The sequence below is a fragment of the Nonomuraea sp. NPDC048892 genome (genome assembly GCF_040649735.1).
In the GTDB taxonomy this organism is placed as follows: domain Bacteria; phylum Actinomycetota; class Actinomycetes; order Streptosporangiales; family Streptosporangiaceae; genus Nonomuraea; species Nonomuraea maheshkhaliensis.
In genome coordinates this window covers 250,422-271,439 of record NZ_JBEZFZ010000004.1, presented here as the reverse complement: position 1 = coordinate 271,439, position 21,018 = coordinate 250,422, and the positions used below count along the sequence as shown (strand labels likewise).

At 70.9% G+C, this 21,018-nt stretch carries 19 protein-coding genes; 15 read left to right on the top strand and 4 right to left on the bottom strand.

Going from position 1 to position 21,018, the window contains the following annotated elements:
* The first annotated feature begins 6 nt into the window (after positions 1–6).
* The 11 genes from AB0C28_RS15035 to AB0C28_RS14985 all read left to right on the top strand — a co-directional run bounded on the left by AB0C28_RS15035 (position 7) and on the right by AB0C28_RS14985 (position 11,846).
* On the top strand, positions 7–612 hold the full coding sequence (locus tag AB0C28_RS15035; protein WP_358074767.1) for a TetR/AcrR family transcriptional regulator: 606 nt from the start codon (positions 7–9) through the stop codon (positions 610–612).
* Positions 609–1,358, top strand: coding sequence for an ABC transporter ATP-binding protein (locus AB0C28_RS15030; protein WP_358074764.1), 750 nt, complete (start codon positions 609–611; stop codon positions 1,356–1,358). The genes AB0C28_RS15035 and AB0C28_RS15030 overlap by 4 nt, the downstream gene beginning before the upstream one ends.
* Positions 1,349–3,091 (top strand): hypothetical protein, encoded by a 1,743-nt coding sequence (locus tag AB0C28_RS15025; protein ID WP_357837400.1) that lies wholly within the window; start codon positions 1,349–1,351, stop codon positions 3,089–3,091. Before AB0C28_RS15030 ends, AB0C28_RS15025 begins: the two co-directional genes overlap by 10 nt.
* A 98-nt stretch (positions 3,092–3,189) precedes the next feature.
* Complete coding sequence (locus AB0C28_RS15020) at positions 3,190–3,864, top strand: GntR family transcriptional regulator (RefSeq protein ID WP_357837403.1); 675 nt, start codon at positions 3,190–3,192, stop codon at positions 3,862–3,864.
* A gap of 93 nt (positions 3,865–3,957) precedes the next feature.
* Complete coding sequence (locus AB0C28_RS15015; protein WP_358074761.1) at positions 3,958–5,574, top strand: ABC transporter substrate-binding protein; 1,617 nt, start codon at positions 3,958–3,960, stop codon at positions 5,572–5,574.
* Entirely contained in the window at positions 5,574–6,533 is a 960-nt protein-coding gene (locus AB0C28_RS15010) for an ABC transporter permease (RefSeq protein WP_346110060.1), read from the top strand. Before AB0C28_RS15015 ends, AB0C28_RS15010 begins: the two co-directional genes overlap by 1 nt.
* Positions 6,526–7,371: an ABC transporter permease gene (locus AB0C28_RS15005; protein ID WP_358074758.1), complete on the top strand. Its 846-nt coding sequence runs from the start codon at positions 6,526–6,528 to the stop codon at positions 7,369–7,371. Before AB0C28_RS15010 ends, AB0C28_RS15005 begins: the two co-directional genes overlap by 8 nt.
* Positions 7,368–8,333 carry an ABC transporter ATP-binding protein gene (locus AB0C28_RS15000; RefSeq protein WP_357837412.1) on the top strand — a complete coding sequence of 322 codons (966 nt, stop codon included), beginning with the start codon at positions 7,368–7,370 and terminating at the stop codon, positions 8,331–8,333. The genes AB0C28_RS15005 and AB0C28_RS15000 overlap by 4 nt, the downstream gene beginning before the upstream one ends.
* Positions 8,330–9,307, top strand: a complete 978-nt coding sequence (locus tag AB0C28_RS14995; RefSeq protein WP_357837415.1) for an oligopeptide/dipeptide ABC transporter ATP-binding protein — start codon at positions 8,330–8,332, stop codon at positions 9,305–9,307. Before AB0C28_RS15000 ends, AB0C28_RS14995 begins: the two co-directional genes overlap by 4 nt.
* The gene (locus AB0C28_RS14990) at positions 9,304–11,103 is read left to right on the top strand and encodes a gamma-glutamyltransferase family protein (RefSeq protein WP_358074755.1); all 1,800 of its coding nucleotides are present in this window, start codon (positions 9,304–9,306) and stop codon (positions 11,101–11,103) included. The genes AB0C28_RS14995 and AB0C28_RS14990 overlap by 4 nt, the downstream gene beginning before the upstream one ends.
* Positions 11,100–11,846 (top strand): sulfite exporter TauE/SafE family protein, encoded by a 747-nt coding sequence (locus tag AB0C28_RS14985; RefSeq protein ID WP_357837421.1) that lies wholly within the window; start codon positions 11,100–11,102, stop codon positions 11,844–11,846. The genes AB0C28_RS14990 and AB0C28_RS14985 overlap by 4 nt, the downstream gene beginning before the upstream one ends.
* A gap of 16 nt (positions 11,847–11,862) precedes the next feature.
* On the opposite strand, the gene AB0C28_RS14980 is transcribed toward AB0C28_RS14985, so the two are convergent.
* The 3 genes from AB0C28_RS14980 to AB0C28_RS14970 all read right to left on the bottom strand — a co-directional run bounded on the left by AB0C28_RS14980 (position 11,863) and on the right by AB0C28_RS14970 (position 14,847).
* On the bottom strand, positions 11,863–12,948 hold the full coding sequence (locus AB0C28_RS14980) for a glutamate--cysteine ligase (protein WP_358074752.1): 1,086 nt from the start codon (positions 12,946–12,948) through the stop codon (positions 11,863–11,865).
* An 87-nt stretch (positions 12,949–13,035) separates the two neighbouring features.
* Positions 13,036–13,686: a M15 family metallopeptidase gene (locus AB0C28_RS14975; protein WP_357837426.1), complete on the bottom strand. Its 651-nt coding sequence runs from the start codon at positions 13,684–13,686 to the stop codon at positions 13,036–13,038.
* Positions 13,687–13,698: 12 nt separating this feature from the next.
* Entirely contained in the window at positions 13,699–14,847 is a 1,149-nt protein-coding gene (locus AB0C28_RS14970) for an ROK family transcriptional regulator (RefSeq protein WP_357837429.1), read from the bottom strand.
* A 137-nt stretch (positions 14,848–14,984) separates the two neighbouring features.
* On the opposite strand from AB0C28_RS14970, the gene AB0C28_RS14965 reads away from it, so the two are divergent.
* Genes AB0C28_RS14965 through AB0C28_RS14950 form a run of 4 tightly spaced genes read left to right on the top strand, consistent with a single transcriptional unit; the run spans position 14,985 to position 19,648 of the window.
* Positions 14,985–16,301: an extracellular solute-binding protein gene (locus AB0C28_RS14965; RefSeq protein ID WP_357837432.1), complete on the top strand. Its 1,317-nt coding sequence runs from the start codon at positions 14,985–14,987 to the stop codon at positions 16,299–16,301.
* Between the two features lie 2 nt (positions 16,302–16,303).
* Positions 16,304–17,311, top strand: coding sequence for a sugar ABC transporter permease (locus AB0C28_RS14960; protein ID WP_357837435.1), 1,008 nt, complete (start codon positions 16,304–16,306; stop codon positions 17,309–17,311).
* Entirely contained in the window at positions 17,308–18,159 is an 852-nt protein-coding gene (locus AB0C28_RS14955) for a carbohydrate ABC transporter permease (RefSeq protein WP_357837438.1), read from the top strand. The genes AB0C28_RS14960 and AB0C28_RS14955 overlap by 4 nt, the downstream gene beginning before the upstream one ends.
* 46 nt (positions 18,160–18,205) lie before the next feature.
* On the top strand, positions 18,206–19,648 hold the full coding sequence (locus AB0C28_RS14950) for a glycoside hydrolase family 3 N-terminal domain-containing protein (RefSeq protein WP_357837440.1): 1,443 nt from the start codon (positions 18,206–18,208) through the stop codon (positions 19,646–19,648).
* A 106-nt stretch (positions 19,649–19,754) separates the two neighbouring features.
* Here AB0C28_RS14950 and AB0C28_RS14945 read toward each other — a convergent pair whose 3' ends face one another.
* The gene (locus AB0C28_RS14945; protein WP_357837442.1) at positions 19,755–20,957 is read right to left on the bottom strand and encodes an ROK family transcriptional regulator; all 1,203 of its coding nucleotides are present in this window, start codon (positions 20,955–20,957) and stop codon (positions 19,755–19,757) included.
* Positions 20,958–21,018: the final 61 nt, after the last annotated feature.

Genomic DNA, 21,018 nt, shown 5'->3' with positions numbered 1-21,018 from the left:
CTGCCTGTGCAGCCAGAAAGTCGCACGTTCATTGAAGAGGCCCGCCGGGCCCAGATCATCGCGTGTGCCATCGAAGTGATCGCCGAGCACGGCTACGCCCACGCCACCATGGCCAGGATCGCCAAGCAGGCGAAGATCAGCAGCGGCGTGATCTCGTATCACTTCGGCGGGAAGGACCAGCTCATCCAGGCCGTCGTCGCGGAGGTGGCCAAGCTGGCCATCGACCTGATGCTCCCGCGCATCCTGGCACAGCCCTCCGCGACGGAGGCGCTGCACGCGTACATCGAGGGCAACCTCGAGTTCATGCGGCTGCACCGCAAGCCCCTCCTGGCGCTGGTGGAGATCGTCACGCACGCCCAAGGCGGGGAAAGCGGCCAGGGGCCGTACGCCGAGCAGGCCGAGGTGGCCATCACCGACCTGGAGAAGATCCTGGACTGGGGCCGACGGACCGGCGAGTTCCGCGACTTCCACCAGCGGACCATGGCCATCGCCATCCGGGGAGCCATCGACGCCGTGCCGGGGCGTCTCCTTCACGACCCCGACTTCGACCTCGGCCTGCTCACCCGTGAGCTGGTCACCACCTTCACCATCGCGACCAGGAGACAACCATGACAGCGGCCTTGCAGATCAAGGGCTTAGCCAAGACCTTCGGCGACAAAACCGCCGTGGACCACGTCGATCTGACCGTCCCCCAGGGTTCCTTCTACGGCCTGGTCGGGCAGAACGGCGCGGGCAAGACGACCACGCTGTCCATGGCGGTCGGCCTGCTGCGGCCCGACGCGGGAGCGGCGTGGATCTTCGGCTCGAACGTCTGGTCCGACCCGGGGAAGGCCAAGCAGCTCGTCGGCGTGCTGCCGGATGGCCTGGCGATGCCCGAGCGGCTCACCGGGCGTGAGGTGCTCACCTATCTCGGCCTGCTGCGCGGGCTGAGCAAGGAGGTGGTGGCCGAGCGGGCCGAGGAGCTGCTGTCGGTGCTGGAGCTGGACAGCGCGGAGAAGACACTCGTCATCGAGTACTCCACGGGCATGCGCAAGAAGATCGCTCTGGCCACGGCACTGTTGCACGCGCCCAAGTTGCTGGTGCTGGACGAGCCGTTCGAGGCGGTGGACCCGGTCTCGGCGGCGACGATCAAGACGATCCTGCGCGGCTTCGTGGCAGGCGGCGGCTCGATCGTGCTGTCCAGCCACGTGATGGCGCTGGTCGAGCAGCTCTGCGACCACGTGGGCGTGATCGACAAGGGCCGGGTGGCGGCGGCCGGCACGCTGGACGAGGTACGCGGCACGGCCACGCTCGAGGACAGGTTCGTGGAACTGGTCGGCTCCGGCACCACCGCGACCAAGGGGCTGTCATGGCTGTAGCCGTCACCATGGCCCAGATGAAGCTCGCGATCCTGCGCCATTCGCTGAAGGGCGACAAGGGCACCATGATGGCCTCGGGCGGCACGCTCGGCCTGGTGCTCGCTGCGGGCACGATCTACCTGGCCTTCCTGGAGGGCGACTGGCTGGCCGCCGCGCTCGCGGTGTGGATGCTGGGCTGGATCATCGGCCCCGTCTTCTCCGGCGGCGGTGACGAGACGCTGCGCCCGGAGTTCTTCTCCCTGATAGGGCTGCCCCCGTGGCGGCTGGCGACCGCGCTGCTGGTGTCGGCGTTCGTGGGCGTGGCCCCGGTGATCGGCCTGATCGCGCTGGCCGGTCTTGTCGTCGCGGCCACGTCACCGGTGAACGCGCTCGTGGCGGTGCCGGCGATGGTGTTGCAGCTGGCAGTGTTCGTGCTGCTGTCGAAGGTGGCGGTGGCGCTGCTGGGCATCGCGCTGCGTTCGCGGGCAGGGGCGATCGGCGCGGGCCTGCTCAACGGTGTGGTGCTGGCCTTCCTGGGCCAGGCGTGGGTGTTCGCGGTGGCGTTCGGGCAGGGCGCGCAGATCCCGGAGTTCGTCCGCTACCTGCCGTCCGGCTGGGGGCTGCTCGCCGTCCAGGGCGACTATCTGGCGCTGGCCGCGATGGTCGTGCTCATCGCGCTGCTGCTGGCGACGTGGGCGGGGCTGCTGACCCGCCGGGCGGGCGCGAACCGGCCCTCGACCCGCGGCCGGCGGCCGATGCGGGCCCGCAACGGCCGGGAGGCGGTGGTGGCCAAGGAGCTGCGTACCTGGTCGCGGGACCTGGTGCGCAACCACCAGCTCACGTTCGCCCTCGCCTACGGGGTGTTCTTCGCGAGCGCGCCGCTCGTGCTGGGCTGGACGGACATGCTGCCCTGGGCGGCCCCGATCTTCATCGTCATGGCGGCCTCGATGACCTCCAACCTGTACGGCACCGACGGCACCTCCCTCTGGCTCGCCCTGATGACGCCGGGTTCGTCCGACGTGCGGGGCAGGCAACTGGCCTGGCTGGTGATGGTGGGCCCGGTGGCGGTGCTGGTGGCGGTGGCGTGCACGCTGATCACCGGCGGCCCGTGGGCGGTGATCCTGACGGCCACGGCCGCGCTGCTCGGCGGCGGCGCGGGGCTGGTGCCGCTCATCTCGGTGTACGCGCTGGTGCCCGGCACCGACCCGCAGAACCGGGGCGGCAACCCGCTGCGTACGAGCGAGGAAGACGGCGCCCTGACGGGGCTCGCGTACCTGATGATGGTGCTCGTAGCCCTGACCGGCGCGCCGGCCATCGCCGTCGCGACACTGTACGGCTGGTGGGGTGTCGCGGCCGGGCTGGCCACCGGCGCGCTGTGCTACTGGGGCCTGGGCCTGCTGGCGGATCGGCGGCTGGCGGCCCGGGGGCCGGAGCTGCTGCACCTCATGCGTACGGGACGCAGGCCGGAGAGCCCCAAGCCGTCCGCGTTCAAGCTGCCCGACATGCCGACGTCGCATCGGGCGATCGTGATGATCTGCTGGTCGCTGGGCGCGATCCCGCTGTTCCCGCAGGGCGTCGTGGCGGCGGTCATGGTCTCCAACGGGCAGCTCCGGCACTCCTGGTTCCTGGCCACGTACATGGAGCCCGGGTTGCGCTGGCCGGTGGCGATCGGCTTCGTCCTGCTCGGCCTGACTATGTACGGCACGGGCCTGTGGCTCCCGCACCGGGCGAAGAAGAAGGCGGCGGCCGGGTAAGAAGTTCGACGGTCTCCGGGAGGCGGCCAGGGAGGTGACGGACGCCGACCGGTACCCCGGCGCAGCGCAGATGACCTCCTGTATACGATTAGTCCGATATGACTGATCTCACGCTGGGCGCGGCCCACCGGACCTTGCGGGACGAGGTCACCAACGAGCTGCGCCGGCGCATACTGTCCGGCGAGCTGGCCCAGGGTGAGCGGTTGGTCGAGGATCGGCTGGCCGCCGCGCTCGGTGTCTCCCGCAACCCGGTGCGCGAGTCCATCAGGGTGCTGGCCGCCGAGGGCTTCATCCGGGTCGTCCCCCGGATCGGCGCCACAGTAGCGCGGCTGTCGGCGGAGGAGGGTGAGGAGCTCTTCGACGTGCGCATGGCGGTCGAGGGGCTGGCGGCGCGGCTGGCGGCGCGCAAGCGGGGCTCGGCCTCGGCAGCACGGCTGCGGCAGGTGCTCGACCAGGCCAAGGAGGCGGTGGAGAGCGGCCGGCTGGAAGAGGTGGCCGATTTGAACACCGCGTTCCACCTGGCGGTGGGCGAGGCGGCGGGGAACTCGTACCTCGCCCTGATGATGAAGCCGATGCTGCAGCGGGCGCAGTGGATCTTCAGTCAGACGGCCGCCGTCCGGGGCCCGCACTCCTGGCAGGAGCACCTGAGCCTGTGGGAGGCGATCGAGGCGGGCGACGAGGACGAAGCGCAGGCCAGGGCGGTCGCGCACGTAGCGGCGGCCCGGCGGTCGTTCCTGGCCGCCACCCGCGAGCCAAAACCGGCAAACGATTAGGAAACACTCAGATAACGACATAGGGTCACGAAACATCCCTGAAATGTCAGATCTTGTATACAGTCTCCTAAACGTTTTTCAACGGAGGCCCCCATGCGACCGTCACCCAAGGTCGTCGCGGCGCTCGTGACACTCCCCCTCGCCCTGACGGCTTGCGGCGGCGGCGGATCGAGCACCACACCCGCGGCACCTAGTTCCATAGCCAGCGCCTCGGCCGACCACCGGGCGGTCAAGAGCGGCGGCACGCTCAACATCGCTCTCAACGCCGACCCCGACGCGCTGGACCCGAGCATCTCGACCACGCTGGTGGGCCGCGAGGTGTTCGCGAACATGTGCGAGAAGCTCTACGACATCGACGCATCCTCCGCCCTGGTGCCGCAGCTCGCCTCGGCCCTGCCCGAGCTGTCGGGCGACGGCAAGGAGGTGACGATCAAGCTGCGCGAAGGCGTGAAGTTCAACGACGGCACGGCGCTCGACGCCGACGCGGTGAAGAAGTCGCTGGACCGCCACCGTACGTGGGAGAAGTCGGCCCGCCAGGCCGACCTGGCGGCGGTCTCCAAGGTGGAGGTCGTCGACCCCGCGACGGTGAAGCTCACTCTGACGCAGGCGTTCACCCCGCTGACCGCGCAGCTCGCGGACCGCGCTGGAATGATCATGTCGCCGAAGGCCCTGGACGCCGAAGGCGACAACTTCGGCGCGAGCCCGGTGTGCGTGGGGCCGTTCAAGTTCGCGAGCCGGACGTCCGGCAGCCAGATCTCGCTGGAGAAGGCGCCGGACTACTACGACGCGGCCAAGGTCAAGCTGGACAAGCTCGTATACAAAATCATCGTCGACCCCAACGTGCGGGCCGCGAACCTCAAGTCCGGCGACGTGCAGGTGGGCGACCAGCTCGCCACCAACACCGTCAAGGGCGTGCAGGACGACCCCAACCTGACCGTGGTCTCCGGCGGCGGGCTGGGTTACTACGGCTTCCAGATCAACATCGGCAACGCGAACGGCTCGACCAAGAAGCCAGGCCCGGTGGACACGGCGCTGGGCAAGAGCCCGCAGCTGCGTGAGGCGTTCGAGCTGGCGCTCGACCGGGACGCGATCAACAAGACCGTATACAACGGCCTGCACGAGGTCGACTGCTACCCGGTGCCGAACGACAGCCCGTTCCGGCCGAAGGATCTGACCTGCCCGAAGCGTGACCTGGCCAAGGCCAAGCAGCTCGTGCAGGCATCCGGTGTGCCGACGCCGATCCCGGTCTCGATGGCCACCCCGAACGACGCCGTCAACCAGCGTCTGGCGCAGGTCATCCAGTCGATGGTCAAGGAGGCCGGCTTCAACGTGAGCGTGCAGACGGCCGAATTCGTCAGCGTGCTGGAGCAGGGCAAGGCCGGCAAGTTCGACACCCTGCTGAGCGGCTGGTCGGGCCGGGTGGACGCGGACGGCAACCTGACGAACCTGGTCACGACGCAGGGCAGCAACAACTACGCCGGCATGTCCGACCCGGGCATCGACGACCCGATCAAGCAGGCCGCCGCCGAGACCGACCCGGACAAGCGCGCCGAGCTGTACGGGGCCGCCATGAAGAAGGCCGCCGAGCTGCGGGGCGTGGTGTACCTGTACCACAACAAGTACTACCTCGGCATGCACAAGACGGTCGCCGGCGTCCAGTACTTCAAGGACGGCCTGCCGCGCTTCGTCACCGCCGGGTTCGCCGCGTAATGCTCTGGTTCATCCTCCGGCGCTGCGGGTCGGCGGTGATCGTGCTCTTCCTGTCCAGCGTCCTGATCTTCCTGGGGATCAGGGCGCTGCCGGGAGACCCGGCCACGGTCATGGCGGGCCAGGAGGCCTCGCCCGCCGCGATCGAGGCCATCCGGCACGAGTTCGGCCTGGACAAGCCGCTGCCCGCGCAGTACGTGGACTACGTCGCCCAGACCGTCACCGGCAACTTCGGCCGCTCGACGCAGGACCAGCTCCCGGTGATCGACATCCTGGCCGAGCGGATCCCCGTGACGCTGGAGCTGTCGGCGCTGGCCATGCTGGTCGCGATCGTCGTCGGCGTGGGCGCGGGCATCGTCGCGGCCGTGCGCCGCGGCAGGTTCGCCGACTACGTGGCCACCGGCTTCGGCCTGGCCGGGCTGTCGGTGCCGCACTTCTGGCTGGGCCTGCTCGGCATCCTGCTGTTCGCGGTGACCTGGCGGGTCCTGCCCGCCTCCGGCTACGTCCCCTTCACCGAGGACCCCGGCCAGAACCTGCAGCGCATGATCCTGCCCGCGCTCGTGCTCGGCACCGGCTTCGCGGCGATCCTCATGCGGCAGACCCGCTCGGCGATGCTGGGCGCGCTGTCGGCCGACTATGTCAGGACCGCCAGGTCGAAGGGCCTGCCGGAGGTCAAGGTCGTCGGCGCGCACGCGCTGCGCAACAGCCTGACGACCGTGGTGACCGTGCTGGGCCTGCAGCTCGGCGCGCTGATCAGCGGCGCCGTGGTGACCGAGCAGATCTTCGTCATCCCCGGCTTCGGCAAGCTCACCGTGGACGCGGTCCTGACCAGGAACTATCCCGTCATCCAGGCGGTCGTGCTGGTCACGGTCGTCGGCTACGTGGTGGTCAACCTGCTGGTCGACATCGCCTACGCCTTCCTCAACCCGCGGATCCGGCTCTCGGGAGGCGGCCATGACTGAGGTGATGAGCCGGACGCGGCTGTGGCGGCGCTTCCGGCGCAGGCCCATGCCGATGGCCGGTCTCGTGCTGGTGGTCGCGTTCGTGCTGCTGGCGCTGGTAGGGCCCCTGGTCACCGGCGACCCGGCCGCGCAGGACTACATGGCCACCCTCGCTCCCCCGTCGGGCGCGCACCCGATGGGCACCGACGACCTGGGCCGGGACGCCCTGGCCAGGATCGCGCACGGCGCCCAGGTCTCGCTGCAGGCGGGCGTGCTGTCCACACTGCTGGCGATGATCATCGGCATCCCGATCGGGCTGGTCGCCGGGTTCTACCGGCGCTGGCTGGACCCGATCGTGATGCGGCTGGTGGACGTGACGCTGGCCTTCCCGTTCCTGGTGTTCGCGGTCGGCCTGGCGGCGATCATCGGGCCGTCGCTGAAGGGCGTGGTGCTGGCACTGGGCTTCGCGCAGTTGCCCGCCGTCATCCGGATCACCCGCGGCGAGGTGCTGGCGGTCAGGGAGATGGACTACGTGGCCGCGGCCATCGCCGACGGTGCGGGCGACGGGCACATCATCTTCAGGTACGTGCTGCCGAACTGCGCCAGCCCTCTCATCGTGCAGGCCACGGTGGCGATCCCGGCGGCGATCATCGGCGAGTCCACGCTGTCGTTCCTGGGCCTGGGCGTGCAGCCGCCGACCCCGTCGTGGGGCGTGATGCTGACGACCGCGCAGCAGTACCTGAGCGACGCGCCCTGGCTGGCGATCTGGCCGGGGCTGATGATCGCGCTGGCCACGCTGGGCTTCAACCTGCTCGGCGACGGGCTGCGCGACGTACTGGATCCGAGGAGCGCCCGATGAGCCTGCTGGAGATCACCGACCTCCGCGTCGGTTTCAGGACCGAGGACGGGCTCGTCCAGGCGGTCAGGGACATCTCGCTCACCCTGGACGAGGGCGAGATCCTCGCGCTGTGCGGCGAGTCGGGCTGCGGCAAGTCGGTCACCGCGATGTCGGTGCCGAGGCTGCTGCCGCCCGACACGACCGAGCTGAGCGGCTCGATCAAGCTGGACGGCCGCGAGCTGACCACGCTGCCCGAGTCGGAGCTGCGGCGCGTGCGCGGCAAGACGGTCTCAGTCGTCTTCCAGGAGCCGATGACCTCGCTGAACCCGTCGTTCACCGTCGGCTACCAGATCGCCGAGGTGCTGCGCCGGCACGAGCGCCTGTCCAGGCAGGCCGCTGCCAGGCGGGCGGAGGAGCTGCTGGAGCTGGTCGGCATCCCGGCGCCCGGGCGCAGGATGAAGGAGTACCCGCACCAGCTCTCCGGCGGCATGCGGCAGCGGGTGATGATCGCCATCGCGGTGGCCTGCTCGCCGCGGGTGCTGATCGCCGACGAGCCCACCACGGCGCTCGACGTGACGATCCAGGCCGGCGTGCTGGACGTCTTCCGCGACCTGCGGGACCGGCTGGGCACCGCGATCATCCTCATCACGCACGACCTGGGCGTGGTGGCCGACATCGCCGACCGCGCCGTGGTCATGTACGCGGGCCGCGCGGTCGAGCAGGCCCCGGTGGCGCAGTTGTTCGCCGAGCCGCGGCACCCGTACACGCTGGGGCTGATGAAGGCGCTGCCGTCGGCGGCGGTGAACGGGCGGCTGGCGGAGATCCCCGGCATGGTGCCCTCGCCGATGTCGGACCCCGACGAGTGCGCCTTCCATGACCGCTGCCCGCGCGCCCAGGACGACTGCCGCCTGTCCAGGCCCCAGCTCGTACGCCAGGCCGACCGCCACCTGGCGGCCTGTTTCCACCCGGGAGGCGGCAAGTGATCCTGCGGATCGACAACCTGGTCAAGCACTACGGCCCGGTACGCGCCGTGGACGGCCTGTCGCTGGAGATCGGCCAGGGCGAGGTGCTCGGCCTGGTCGGCGAGTCGGGCAGCGGCAAGTCCACGGTCGGCAAGTGCGTGCTGCGGCTGACCGAGCCCACCTCGGGCTCGATCGAGCTGAACGGCACCGACATCACCCACCTGTCGCGCCGGGCCATGCGGCCGCTGCGCCGCGAGGTCCACATGGTCTTCCAGGACCCGTTCTCCTCGCTCAACCCGCGCTTCACGATCGAGCAGATCGTCGGCGAGCCGCTGCTGCGGCACAAGGTGAGCGACCGGCGCGAGACGGCCGGGCGCGTGGCGGCCATGCTGGAGAAGGTCGGGCTGCGCCAGGAGATGCGCAAGCGCTACCCGCACGAGCTGTCCGGCGGGCAGCGGCAGCGGGTGGGGCTGGCCAGGGCCCTGATTCTGGAACCCAAGCTGGTCGTGGCGGACGAGCCGGTGTCGGCGCTGGACGTGTCCGTGCAGGCGTCGGTGCTCAACCTGATCACCGACCTGCAGCGGGACATGGGCTTCTCGTGCCTGTTCATCACCCATGACCTGTCGGTCGTGGAGTTCCTGGCCGACCGGATCGCGGTCATGTATCTGGGCCGGATCGTCGAGTCGGGGCCGACGGCCGAGATCTTCGCGCAGCCGCGGCATCCGTACACGCAGGCCCTGCTGTCGGCCGCCCCGGTGGCCGATCCGGTCGCGCAGCGGGAGCGGCGCAGGATCGTGCTCGGCGGCGACGTGCCGAGCCCGGTCGATCCGCCGGCCGGCTGCCGGTTCCACACGCGGTGCCCGCTGGCGTACGACGAGTGCCGCACGTCCGAGCCCCTCTTGCGAGACCCACGTGGCGCGGCCCATCCGGCCGCCTGCCACCTGGTAACGGCGGACCGCGTCCCCGACGCGGCCGCACCCCTAGTGAAGGAGTGAGTTTGTTCACCACCAGGCCCGAGCTGAAGGGCGACTTCGGCATGGTCGCCGGTACCCACTGGCTGGCCTCGGCCACCGGCATGAGTGTGCTGGAACGCGGCGGGAACGCCTTCGACGCCGCCGTGGCCGCCGGATTCGTGCTGCAGGTCGCCGAGCCGCATCTGAACGGCCCCGGCGGCGAGGTGCCGATCCTGCTGTGGAACGAGGCCGAGCAGAAGGTCTCGGTCGTGTGCGGTCAGGGCGTGGCCCCCGCGGCGGCGACCATCGAGCGCTTCACCGAGCTCGGCCTGGACGTCGTGCCCGGCACCGGGCTGCTGGCGGCGACGGTGCCGGGGGCGTTCGGCGGCTGGATGCTGATGCTGGAGCGCTGGGGCACCTGGTCGCTGGCCGACGTGCTGGCCCCGGCGATCCACTACGCCGAGCACGGCGTGCCGGTGCTGGAGCGGATCTCGGCCACGATCGAGTCGGTGCGCACCCTGTTCGAGCAGGACTGGCCGACGTCGGCGGCGACCTGGCTGCCCGGCGGAGACGTGCCCGAGCCCGGCGCCAAGCTGGCCAACCCGGTGCTGGCCGCCACCTACCGGCGGGTGATCGCCGAGGCCGAGTCGGCCTCCGGCACCCGCGAGGGCCAGATCGAGGCCGCCAGGAAGACCTGGTACGAGGGCTTCGTCGCCGAGACGATCGCCGAGTTCAGCCGGACCACAGCCTGGCGGGACAGCTCGGGCGAGGTGCACGGCGGCCTGCTGACCGGCGACGACCTGGCCGGCTGGGCGGCCTCGGTGGAGGAGCCGGCGACCTTCGACTACCGCGGTCACACGGTGGCCAAGACGGGGCCGTGGGGCCAGGGACCGGTCTTCCTGCAGCAGCTCGCCCTGCTCGACGGGTTCGACCTGGACGCGATGGACTTCCTCGGCGCCGACTACCTGCACACGGTGACCGAGGCCGCCAAGCTGGCCTTCGCCGACCGCGAAGCCTGGTACGGCGACACCGACGTGCCCATGGGCGACCTGCTGAGCCCGGCGTACAACGCCGAGCGGCGGCGGCTGATCGGCGCGCAGGCCAGCCTGGAGCTGCGGCCGGGCGCGCCCGGCGGGCGCACGCCCCGGCTGCCCGTCTTCCCCGAGCCGGGCACGGGGAGCGACGCGCCGGGTCTGTCGGGCTCGCGCAAGCCGCAGGGGGTGGGCGAGCCGACCGTGGCACGTGATGGCATGGTCAAGGGTGACACGTGTCACATCGATGTCGTGGACCGGTGGGGCAACATGGTGTCGGCCACGCCCAGCGGCGGCTGGCTGCAGAGCTCCCCGACCATTCCCGGGCTGGGCTTCTGCCTGGGCACGCGGGCCCAGATGTTCTGGCTGCAGAAGGGCGTGGCAACGGTGCTGCGTCCTGGCGCGCGCCCGCGTACGACGCTGTCGCCGTCGTTCGCGCTCAGGGACGGCAAGCCGTGGCTGGCCTTCGGCACCCCCGGCGGCGACCAGCAGGACCAGTGGAGCGTGAACTTCTTCCTGTCGATCGTGCACGGAGGGCTGAACCTCCAGGAGGCCATCGACGCCCCCATGTTCCACTCCGAGCACTTCCCCAGCTCGTTCTTCCCGCGCGCCTCCCGTCCCGGCGTCATGCACGTCGAGGACCGCGTGGACGCGGGCGTCATCGCGGAGCTGCGGCGGCGCGGGCACGAGGTCGAAACGCCGGGCGCGTGGGCGCTCGGCCGGCTCAGCGCGGTCGCGCGCGACGGCGCCTTCCTCAAGGCCGCCGCCAACCCGCGTGGCGCCCAGGGCTACGCAGCCGGCCGATGACGGTCACCGATCTGCTCTTCCTGGTAGGAGCCGGTCTGCTGGCCGGCGTGGTGAACGCCCTGGCAGGGGGAGGAACGCTCGTCTCCTTCCCCGCGCTGCTGGCGCTGGGGCTTCCCGGCCTGACCGCCACCGTGACCAACGCGGTGGCGCTCTGGCCGGGCTACCTGGGCGGCGCGGTGGGCTACCGCAAGGAGCTGCGCGGCCAGCGCAGCAGGACGGTGAGCCTGGCGGTCACCGCGGTGCTGGGGGCGTGCGTGGGCAGCTCGTTACTGCTGCTCACGCCGGGGAAGTTGTTCGAGTCGATGGTGCCGTGGCTGGTGGCCTTCGCCAGCCTCGCGCTGCTGGCCCAGCCGTGGCTGCGCCGCCTGTTCGGGGGCGAGGCGGACGAGCCGGTCAGCCGCATGGTGTACGCCGGGGTGTTCCTCGGCGGCTGCTACGGCGCCTACTTCAACGGCGGGATGGGCGTGGTGCTGCTGACCGTGCTCGGCATGTTCCTGCACGACAACCTGCATCGCGTGAACGCCGTGCGGGCCGTGCTGTCGCTGGTCGTCAGCTCGGTCTCGGTCGTCGCCTTCTCGCTGTTCGGCCCCGTGAACTGGCGGGCCGTGGCGGTGATCGCGCCGGCCAGCCTGGCGGGCGGGCTGCTCGGCACCCGCCTGGCCAGGCTCATGCCGCCGAAGGTGCTGCGCGGCGTGGTCGTCGCCTTCGGCCTGGGTGTGGCCGCCGCCCTCGCGCTGCGCTGACCACACCCGTCTCGCCTCAGGCCACGGTGGCCTCGATGAGGTCGTCCACCACCTCGGCCAGATCATTACCCCTCTCGTACGCCCTGCGCTGGCGCATGGCCCCCGACCCCTCGCGCAGCAACCGGTCGAGGCCCTCCTGGATGAAGGTCAGGTCACCGGTCTCCGCCAGCGCCGGGCGTACGTGCTCCAGCAGGCGCCCGGCCATCACCGCGGCCGGGACCAGCGTGCCGTGCCGTACGTCGAGGCTGTCGCCGCGTAACCCGTCGCGGGCGGCCCGCCAGTAGGCGGCGCGCAGCACCTCGGCAGGAATCGGCAGCCCGCGGTCCCCTCGCCGGACAGCGGTCAGCGCGGTGACGACGAGCGCCCTGATCAGCCCGATCAGGGTGAGGCTGTCGGCCACGTCGAGCGGCACGTCGGCCACCCTGATCTCCACGGTGGGCAGCCGGGGCGACGGGCGCGCGTCCCAGTAGACGGTCTTGGCGTCGAGCAGCGCGCCCGACTCCGCCAGCGCCTGGAGGGCCAGCTCGTAGTCGCCGAACGAGCGGAAGTAGGGTGGCGCGCCGGAGACCGGCCAGCGGCCCCAGCTGATCACCCGCCACGAGGCGTAGCCCGTGTCGCGGCCCACGAAGAACGGCGAGTTGGCGGCCAGCGCGATCAGCGTGGGCAGCCAGGGCCGCAGGTGGTTGCTCACGTAGACGGCGTGCTCGGGGTCGGGCACGTCCACGTGCACGTGCAGGGCGCAGATGCTGATCTCGTCCTGAAGGGCCCGATAGAGGGTCCTGCCCCGGAGATAACGGTCGTCGTCGGTGAGCGGTGAGGGCACCACGGCACCCAGGACCGGGATGCCGCTCGCGACGACGGCCAGCCCGCACGAGCGGGCCGCAAGGGCCACCTCCTTTCGCGCTGCGCGGAGCTGGAAGCCCAGCTCGCTGAGGTCGGCGGAGGGCGGTGTACGAGCCTCCACCTGGAATCTGGTGATTTCATGCACCACGTCCAGCACGTCGGTCGCCGCGGCCAGGACTTCGGCCGCTCGGGGAGCTACGTGGCGGGTGCGGGGATCAACGATGAGGTATTCCTCTTCGATCCCGATGAGCGGAACCATGCCGGCACCTCACTGGGGGAGTCCACAGTCTCCGCATCATGTTGTGCCCGTCCCACGCCCGTCGGAAAACCTTTCGACTGAGCGGTGTCAGACGGTAAATTCCACGGGGCCGTAGCGCGCGTGCTCTGCCTGCGTGGACATCGCCCAGTAACGGTCCCCGTACGACCAGTGCCACCATTCGGTGGGGTAGTTGACCAGCCCGGCGGGCTCCAGGGCGGCGGCCAGGAGCTTGCGGTGGGCGCGGGCGTCGTCGGAGATGCCGGGGGCGGCGGTGTAGCAGGCGCCGTCGCTCTGCTCGGGGTTGTCGTTGACCTGGGTGCCCATGTCGTATTCCGTACCGTCGGGCGAGCACAGGGTCAGGTCGACCGCCGCACCGGCGGTGTGGGGGGCGACCTCGACCGGGGAGACGTAGCGGCTGGCCGCGACATACGACTCCTCGGGCGTCAGCCCGGTGAGCGTGGCTCGGTATTCGTCGAAGATCCGGCGCTGCGTGGCGACCGGCCGGTAACCCTCGACGACCAGCAGGTGGTAGCCGTCGGGCAGCAGGCCCTGGGCCTGCTCCAGCCGGCGCAGCACGCCCTCCCGCAGGTGGGCGTAGGCGCCCTGCTCGTCGGCCAGCCGTGAGTCCACGCGCAGCCGCCCGCGTACGTCGGCCAGCGGCTCGCCGCATTCACGCACGGGGATCGAGGTCACACGCGGGTCGGAGATCAGCACGACGTCGTTCGAGGACTGCCACATGGGCAAGAATTCTCACACAGTGTCGGAGAAGACCTGCTCCCGGGCCTGCTCAAGGGCGGCCACCAGAGCGCCGCGCAGCACGGGGTTGCCGGCCACCCGGCTGACGACGACGCTCGGCCTGCTGGGGCACATGCGGGCCACGGCCTCCTCCACCTTGGCGGCCAGCCGCTCGCCGCCGGCCCTGCCGATGTCGCCGCTGAGCACGATGAGGCCGGGGTCGAGCACGACGGTCACGGCGGCCACGCCCAGGGCCAGCCGGGCCGCGACGGCGTCGAGGTAGTCGTCGTCGCCGCCGCGTACCAGGTCGGGCACGCTCGCGCCGGTCACGCCGCGTTCTCCGGCCAGGCCGCGCAGGGCGTCGTGGCCCACCAGGCGCTGGAACGAGCCGGTCTGCGGCCGGCGTACGTCGCTGGGCAGCGGCTGCCCGGGGACCGGCAGCCAGCCGATCTCGCCCGCGCCGCCGCTGATACCGCGGTGCAGCCGGCCGCCGAGCATGACGCCGAGCCCCTGGCCGACGCCGGCCCAGACGAGCACGAAGTCGTCGACGCCTTCGGCGGCGCCGTATCTGTGCTCGGCCAGGGCGACGAGGTTGACGTCGTTCTCTATCGTCACGGAGGCGCCGAGGGTCTCGCGCAGGCTGGCCAGCACGCCGACGTGCCAGGAGGGCAGGTCGACCGAGATGCGCACGTCGCCGGTGAGCGGGTCGACCACGCCCCTGGTGCCGATGACGAACGCGCGCAGCCGCGACAGGCTGACGTTGGCCGTGTCGCAGGCCCGCTGGACGGCCGCGTGCACCGCCTTGACGGGGTCGCGGCCGTCGGCGGGGTTGAGGGTGACCTCGACCACCACGCGGCCTGTGATGTCCGCCACAGCGACGGTGAGGCTGTCGGGCAGGACTTCGAGGCCGGCGACGTACGCGCTGGAGGGGACCACGGCATAGAGGGCGGCGTGCGGCCCCCTGCCTCCCGCCCGCTCGCCTGCCACTTCGACCAGGCCCCGTTCCTCCAATCGCGCGAGAAGCTGACCTGCCGTTACCTTGGAGAGCCCGGTACGCGCACCGAGCTCGGCCCGCGTCAGTGGGCCGTCGCCGAGGAGCAACTCGAGTGCCGCGCGGTCGTTCAGCCGGCGCAGCAGACGGGGGACTCCCGGGTCTCGGCTCATCTGCGCACCCTTCTCGTCACGATCGGCTAACGGGCGTTTCTTTTAAGAAAGTTTCTTGTTAGTTTAACACCATCGTTCGGCATATGACGATCAGCCTGGTGCGGACCGTAGGCCAGCACCCGGGAAGGGAGAACCCTGTGAGGATCGCGAAGATCACGGCCACTACGGTCACCACGGCCGCGCTGGCCCTGGGACTGGCCGCCTGTGGCGGTTCGAGCGAAGAACCCGCCACGTCCTCACCCAGCGCCGCCGCTGCCTCCGGCCCCAAGTTCGCCGGCAAGACCTTGAGCGTGTGGCGTCTTGGAGACAGCAACCCGGCCGCCGCCAAGTACATGGAGGAGCTCAACGCCGAGTTCAAGACGCAGACCGGCGCCGAGGTCAAGCTTGAGTGGATCCCGTGGCCGCAGGTCGCCGACAAGTTCGCCGCCGCCGCGACCGGCACAGGACCCGACGTGACCGAGATCGGCAACGACCAGGTCCCGATGTGGCAGAGCCAGGACGCGCTGGAGCCGATCACCGACATCGCCCGCGAGGGCGACAGGTCGCAGATCCCGCAGAACCTGTACGGCTACGAGACCGTCGACAACGAGGTCTACGCCGTGCCGTGGGGCGCGGGGGCCCGCGCGGTGCTCTACCGCAAGGACTGGTTCGACGACCTCAAGATCGAGGTCCCCAAGACCTGGGACGAGCTCGTCGCCGCGGCCAAGAAGATCCAGGGCGAGAAGAAGGGCGTCGACGGCTTCGCCTTCAACGGCGGCTCGGACGCCAACCACCTGCTCGCGGCCTTCGCCTGGTCCGAGGGCGGCGAGTACGCCGTCAAGGAGGGCGACAAGTGGGTCGGCAAGCTGACCGAACCCGGCTTCGCGGCCGGCTTCAACACCTACACCGGCCTGGTCCAGGACGGCCTGTCCAGCAAGGCCAACCTGACGCTCAACACCACGGACATCCGTAAGCGCTTCGCCAACGACAAGGTCGCGATGTACCTCACCGCCGCCTGGGACCTGCCCGGCATCGAGGAGGACTCCAAGGGCAAGCTGAAGGGCGACAAGCTCGGCTTCTTCCCGCTGCCCGCCAAGACCGGCGGCGTGGCCGCGTCCTTCTTCGGCGGCAACGACATCGCGCTGTGGGGCGGCACCCAGCAGGCCGACCTCGGCAAGGAGTACATCAAGCTGGCCACCAGCAAGACCTGGGCCGATCGCTACGCCAAGGAGGGCGGCCTGCTCCCGGTCTACCCCGACACCCTGGCCGCGATGAACGAGGACCCCGCCCAGGGCGCCTTCGCCCAGGCCTTCGCCAAGGCCAAGGCCTTCCCCGCCGACCCCAACTGGTCCGAGGCCGACGCGACCAAGGCCGTGCTGCAGAACGCGGCGCGGGAGGTCATCGAGGGCAAGAAGGACGCCACCGCCGCCCTCGCTGACGCCAACAAGGAACTCGAAGAGATCCTGAACCAGTAACGATGGCGAACCCGACAACGGTCGCCCGGGGCAGGGACTCCTCCCCTTCCCCGGGCCGCCGGCGCAACGACCGGGCCGCCCGCGCGAGCGGGCTGCCGGTCTGGAGCATCCCGTACGTGCTGCTCATCCCCGGCCTGGTGGTCATCGCGGGGCTGCTGCTGTATCCGATGGTCCAGCTCGGCATCATGGCCTTCCAGAAGGTCGGCCTGGCCCAGATCCGCGGCACCAGACCCGCCGAGTGGGTGGGCCTGGACAACTTCGACAAGGTGCTGTCCAACGACATCTTCTGGTCGGCCCTGCGCAACACCGTGGTCTTCGCCTTCGTCGCCGTCAGCCTCACGCTGATCGTGGGCACCGCGGTCGGCGTGCTGCTGCACCGGCTGGGCAGGAAGATGTCGCTGTTCGTGGTCATCGGCTGCATGTTCGCCTGGGCCGTGCCCCCGGTGGCGCAGGGCGTCATCTGGCGCTCCCTGTTCGACGCCGAGTCCGGCATCATCAACTGGGCGCTCAACCTCGTGCCCCACTGGCTGCTCTCGCCGCCGGACGGGCAGGAGAGCTGGTCGGGCACGCCCTGGCTCAACGACACCATCCCCCTCTACATCGCGCTCGTGGTGTGCGTCGTGTGGGCCGGCTTCCCGTTCATCGCGGTCTCGGTCCTCGCCGGGCTCAAGGGCATCCCCGCCGAGCTGTACGAGGCGGCCAGGGTCGACGGCTCGGGCGCCTGGCGCACGTTCAGAAAGATCACCCTGCCGCTGCTCAAGCCGGTCTTCGCGGTCCTGACGATCCTGTCGATCATCTGGGACTTCAAGGTGTTCAGCCAGCTCTACGTGCTCATGAACGGGCCGACCAACCGTGACGGCTTCAACCTGTCCATGTACGCCGTCGCCGAGGCGTTCAAGCCCCCGCAGAAGCTGGGGACGGGCGCGGCGATCTCGGTGGTGCTGACGATCATCCTGCTCATCATCACCGTCGTGTACGTCAGGCAGATCGTGAAGCAGGAGGAGATGTGACCCCGCTCGCACGCAAGAGGCTCGGCAAGATCCTCCTGAACACGGCCGGGATCCTCGTCTTCCTCTACGCCGTCTTCCCCGTCTACTGGATGGTCGCCACCGGCTTCAAGGCCAACGACCAGATCTTCACCACGGAGTTCATCCCGTTCCCGACGCACTTCACCTTCGAGCACTTCGAGCGGGTGCTGACCGAGGGCGTCGCGAACAACTCCATCTGGCTCTACATGCGCAACAGCGCCGTCGTGGCGCTCGGCACCGTGCTCATCGGGTCGGCCTTCGCGCTGCTGTCGGCCACCGCCATCGCGCGCTTCCGGTTCAAGGGCCGCGGCACCTTCCTGGTCACGCTGCTGATCGTGCAGATGCTGCCGTCGGAGGGCCTGCTCATCCCGCTCTACATGATGGTCAAGCGGGCCGGGCTGGGCGACCAGCTGATCGGCCTGATCATCACGCAGGTGGCGCTGACGCTGCCGTTCGGCGTCTGGATGCTGCGCACGTTCGTCGCCGCGGTGCCGAAGTCGCTGGAGGAGGCGGCCTGGATCGACGGCGCCGGACGCATGACGACCTTCTGGAAGGTGCTCTTCCCGCTGGTCGCGCCGGGCCTGGTGGCCACCAGCATCTTCTCGTTCATCACCGCGTGGAACGACCTGATCTTCGCCCTCTATCTGATGTCGGGGTCCGAGGGCTACACGATGCCGGTCGCCCTGCAGTACTTCTTCGGCCAGAAGGGCGTCGACTGGGGCGCGATCATGGCCGGCTCGACCCTGATGACGATCCCGGTCGTCATCTTCTTCCTGCTCGTCCAACGCCGCATGGTCTCCGGCCTGGTCGCCGGGGCCGTGAAGGGCTGACACCGTACGACGTCGTGGACGCCGTGCGCAGAACTGATGAGGAGCCATGAGTCAGAGTGATCGGGGGCTGCGCCGCCTCGCGGCCGGCACGCTGCTCGTCGCCTTCCAGGGCACCACGGCGCCCGAGTGGGTGCTGCGCGAGCTGGAGCAGGGTCTGGGCGGCGTGACGCTCTTCGGCTTCAACGTGGCCGACCCCGGCCAGGTGCTCGACCTGACCACCGCGCTGAGGGGAGCCGGTGATCCCGTCATCTCGCTCGACGAGGAGGGCGGGGACGTGACGCGGCTGGCGTACCACGTCGGCAGCCCGTACCCCGGCAACGCGGCCCTGGGGGCCGTGGACGACGTCGAGCTGACCCGCCGGGTCTACCGGGCCATCGGCTCAGAACTGGCCGCCTGCGGCATCAACCTGGACATGGCGCCCAGCGCGGACGTCAACACCGAGGCCGACAACCCGGTCATCGGCACCAGGTCGTTCGGCACCGTGCCCGACCTGGTCGCCCGGCACACGGTGGCCGCCGTCGAGGGCCTGCAGTCGGTACGGGTGGCCGCCTGCGTCAAGCACTTCCCCGGCCACGGCGCCACCCGGGTGGACTCCCACCTGGACGTGCCGGTCGTGGACGTCAGCCTGGAGGTGCTGCGGGCGCGCGAACTGGCGCCGTTCCGCGCGGCCATCGGCGCGGGGGCCAGGTCCGTGATGACCGCGCACGTGGCGGTGCCGACGCTGACAGGCGACACGCCTGCCACGCTGTCGGGGGCCGCGCTGACCGGGCTGCTCAGGGGCGAGCTCGGCTACGAGGGCGTGGTCGTCACCGACGCGCTGGACATGCGCGCGATCACCGAGAGCGTAGGGCTGGCCGGTGGCGCCGTGCTGACCCTCGCGGCCGGGGCCGATCTGCTCTGCCTGGGGCCGCTGCCGACGTACGACGACGTGCTGGCGATCATCGCCGGGATCGAGGCGGCCGTGCGCGACGGGCGGCTGCCGCTCGACCGGCTGGAGCAGGCGGCGGCGCGGGTGGCCGCGCTGCGGGCCTGGGCCGCCGGGGCGCCCGAGGAGGTCACGGCCGAGCAGAACGTCGTCGGCCTGCACGCCGCCCGCCGCGCCGTCCGCCTGAGCGGCTCGGCGGAGCCGCTGGTCGAGCCGCTGGTGATCGAGGTGGACACCCCGCCGACGATCGCCGTGGGCGACGTGCCGTGGGGGGTGGGCCCGTGGCTGCCCGACGCGGAGATCGTCCGGGTCAAGCCGGCCGCGGCCGACGTCGCCGGGCTGCTGGCCAAGGCGGTGAACCGGTCGCTGGTCGTCGTGGTCAAGGACGCCCATCGGCATCACGAGAGCAGGAACCTGCTGTCGGCGCTGGTGGCGGCCCGGCCCGATACGACCGTGATCGAGATGGGCCTGCCCGTGTGGCGGCCCGACAGCGCGGCCTACATCGCGACGTACGGCGCCGCCCGCGCCAACGCCCAGGCGGCCGTGGAGCTCCTCACCGCCTGAGCCGGGCATCTGCACACCCGGCATCCTGTTTGTGGCCCGTAGGGCGCGTCCTGAGTCCCCGTCAGCGGGTCGCCGTCGGGCGGCAGGCCCGTCGCCGGGTAGCCCGTCAGGCCAGGAGTTCCTCGCGGGCCTGGTCCAGGGCCGCCAGAACGGCGCCGCGCAGCACCGGGTTGCCCTCCGTCACCGTCGTCGTGACCACCTGGGGCCGTACCGGGCAGATCCCGGCCACGGCCTCCTCCACCCGGGACGTCAGCGCGGACCCGCCGGCGAGCCCCACCTCCCCGGCCAGCACCACCAGGCCGGGATCGAGCACCACGCACACCGCCGCCACCCCGAGCGCCAGCCGGTGCGCGATCTCGTCGAGCAGCGGCTCGCCCTCGGCGCCCGCGGCCACGGCGACCTTGACGGCCTCGGTGGCGCTGCCGGCCGCGAAGCCGTAGCCCTGGGCCAGCTCGGTCACCGCCTCGGCGCTGACCAGCGACTGCAGGCCGCCCGCCAGCGACGGCAGCCGCCCGGGCAGGGTGCGGATGTCTTCCGGCAGCGGCACGCCGGGCACCGGCAGGTAGCCGATCTCCCCCGCGCTGCCGGAACGCCCCCGGTGGAGCCGGCCGCCGAGCATGATGGCCAGGCCGAGGCCGCGGCTCGCCCACAGCAGCACGAAGTCGTCGGCGCCCTGGGCGGCCCCGTCGGCGCGCTCGGCGATGGCGGCGAGGTTGACGTCGTTCTCGATCGTCACCTCGCGCCGCAGGTCGCCGGCCAGGGCCTCGTGGATGCCCTCGTGCCAGCCGGGCAGGTCGAAGGAGAAGCGGATGTCGCCGCTGCGCGGATCGACCACGCCCGGGGTGCCGATCACCACGCCGCGCAGCCGGGAGATGCTGATCCTGGCGCCGCGGCAGGCCTTGGCGATGGCGCCGTGCACCACGGAGACCGGGTCGTCGTGCCCGTCGGGATCGACGGTGACCTCGGCGATCGTCCGGCCGTGGATGTCGGCCACGGCCGCGGAGAGCCGTTCAGGGCCGACCTCAAGGCCGGCCACGTAGGCGCTGGAGGCGATCACCGAGTAGAGGGCCGCGTTGGGCCCCCGCCCGCCGGCCTGGGCGCCCACCACCTCGACCAGGCCGCGCTCCTCCAGCCTGGCGAGAGTCTGCGAGGCCGTGACCTTGGACAGGCCGGTCAGCTCGCCGATCTGCCCGCGCGTCATGGGACCGGTGGCCAGCAGCAGGTCGAGCGCGGCCCGGTCGTTGATCTCCCTGAGCAGTCCGGGCACACCAGGGCGTCGCTCCGCGCTGTATCCCACCGTGAATCCCACCGTCAAAATCGAAAAGGTTGTTGGAAGTTTAGCGCTCCGGCTCTTGCGCGCCGCGTCAGGC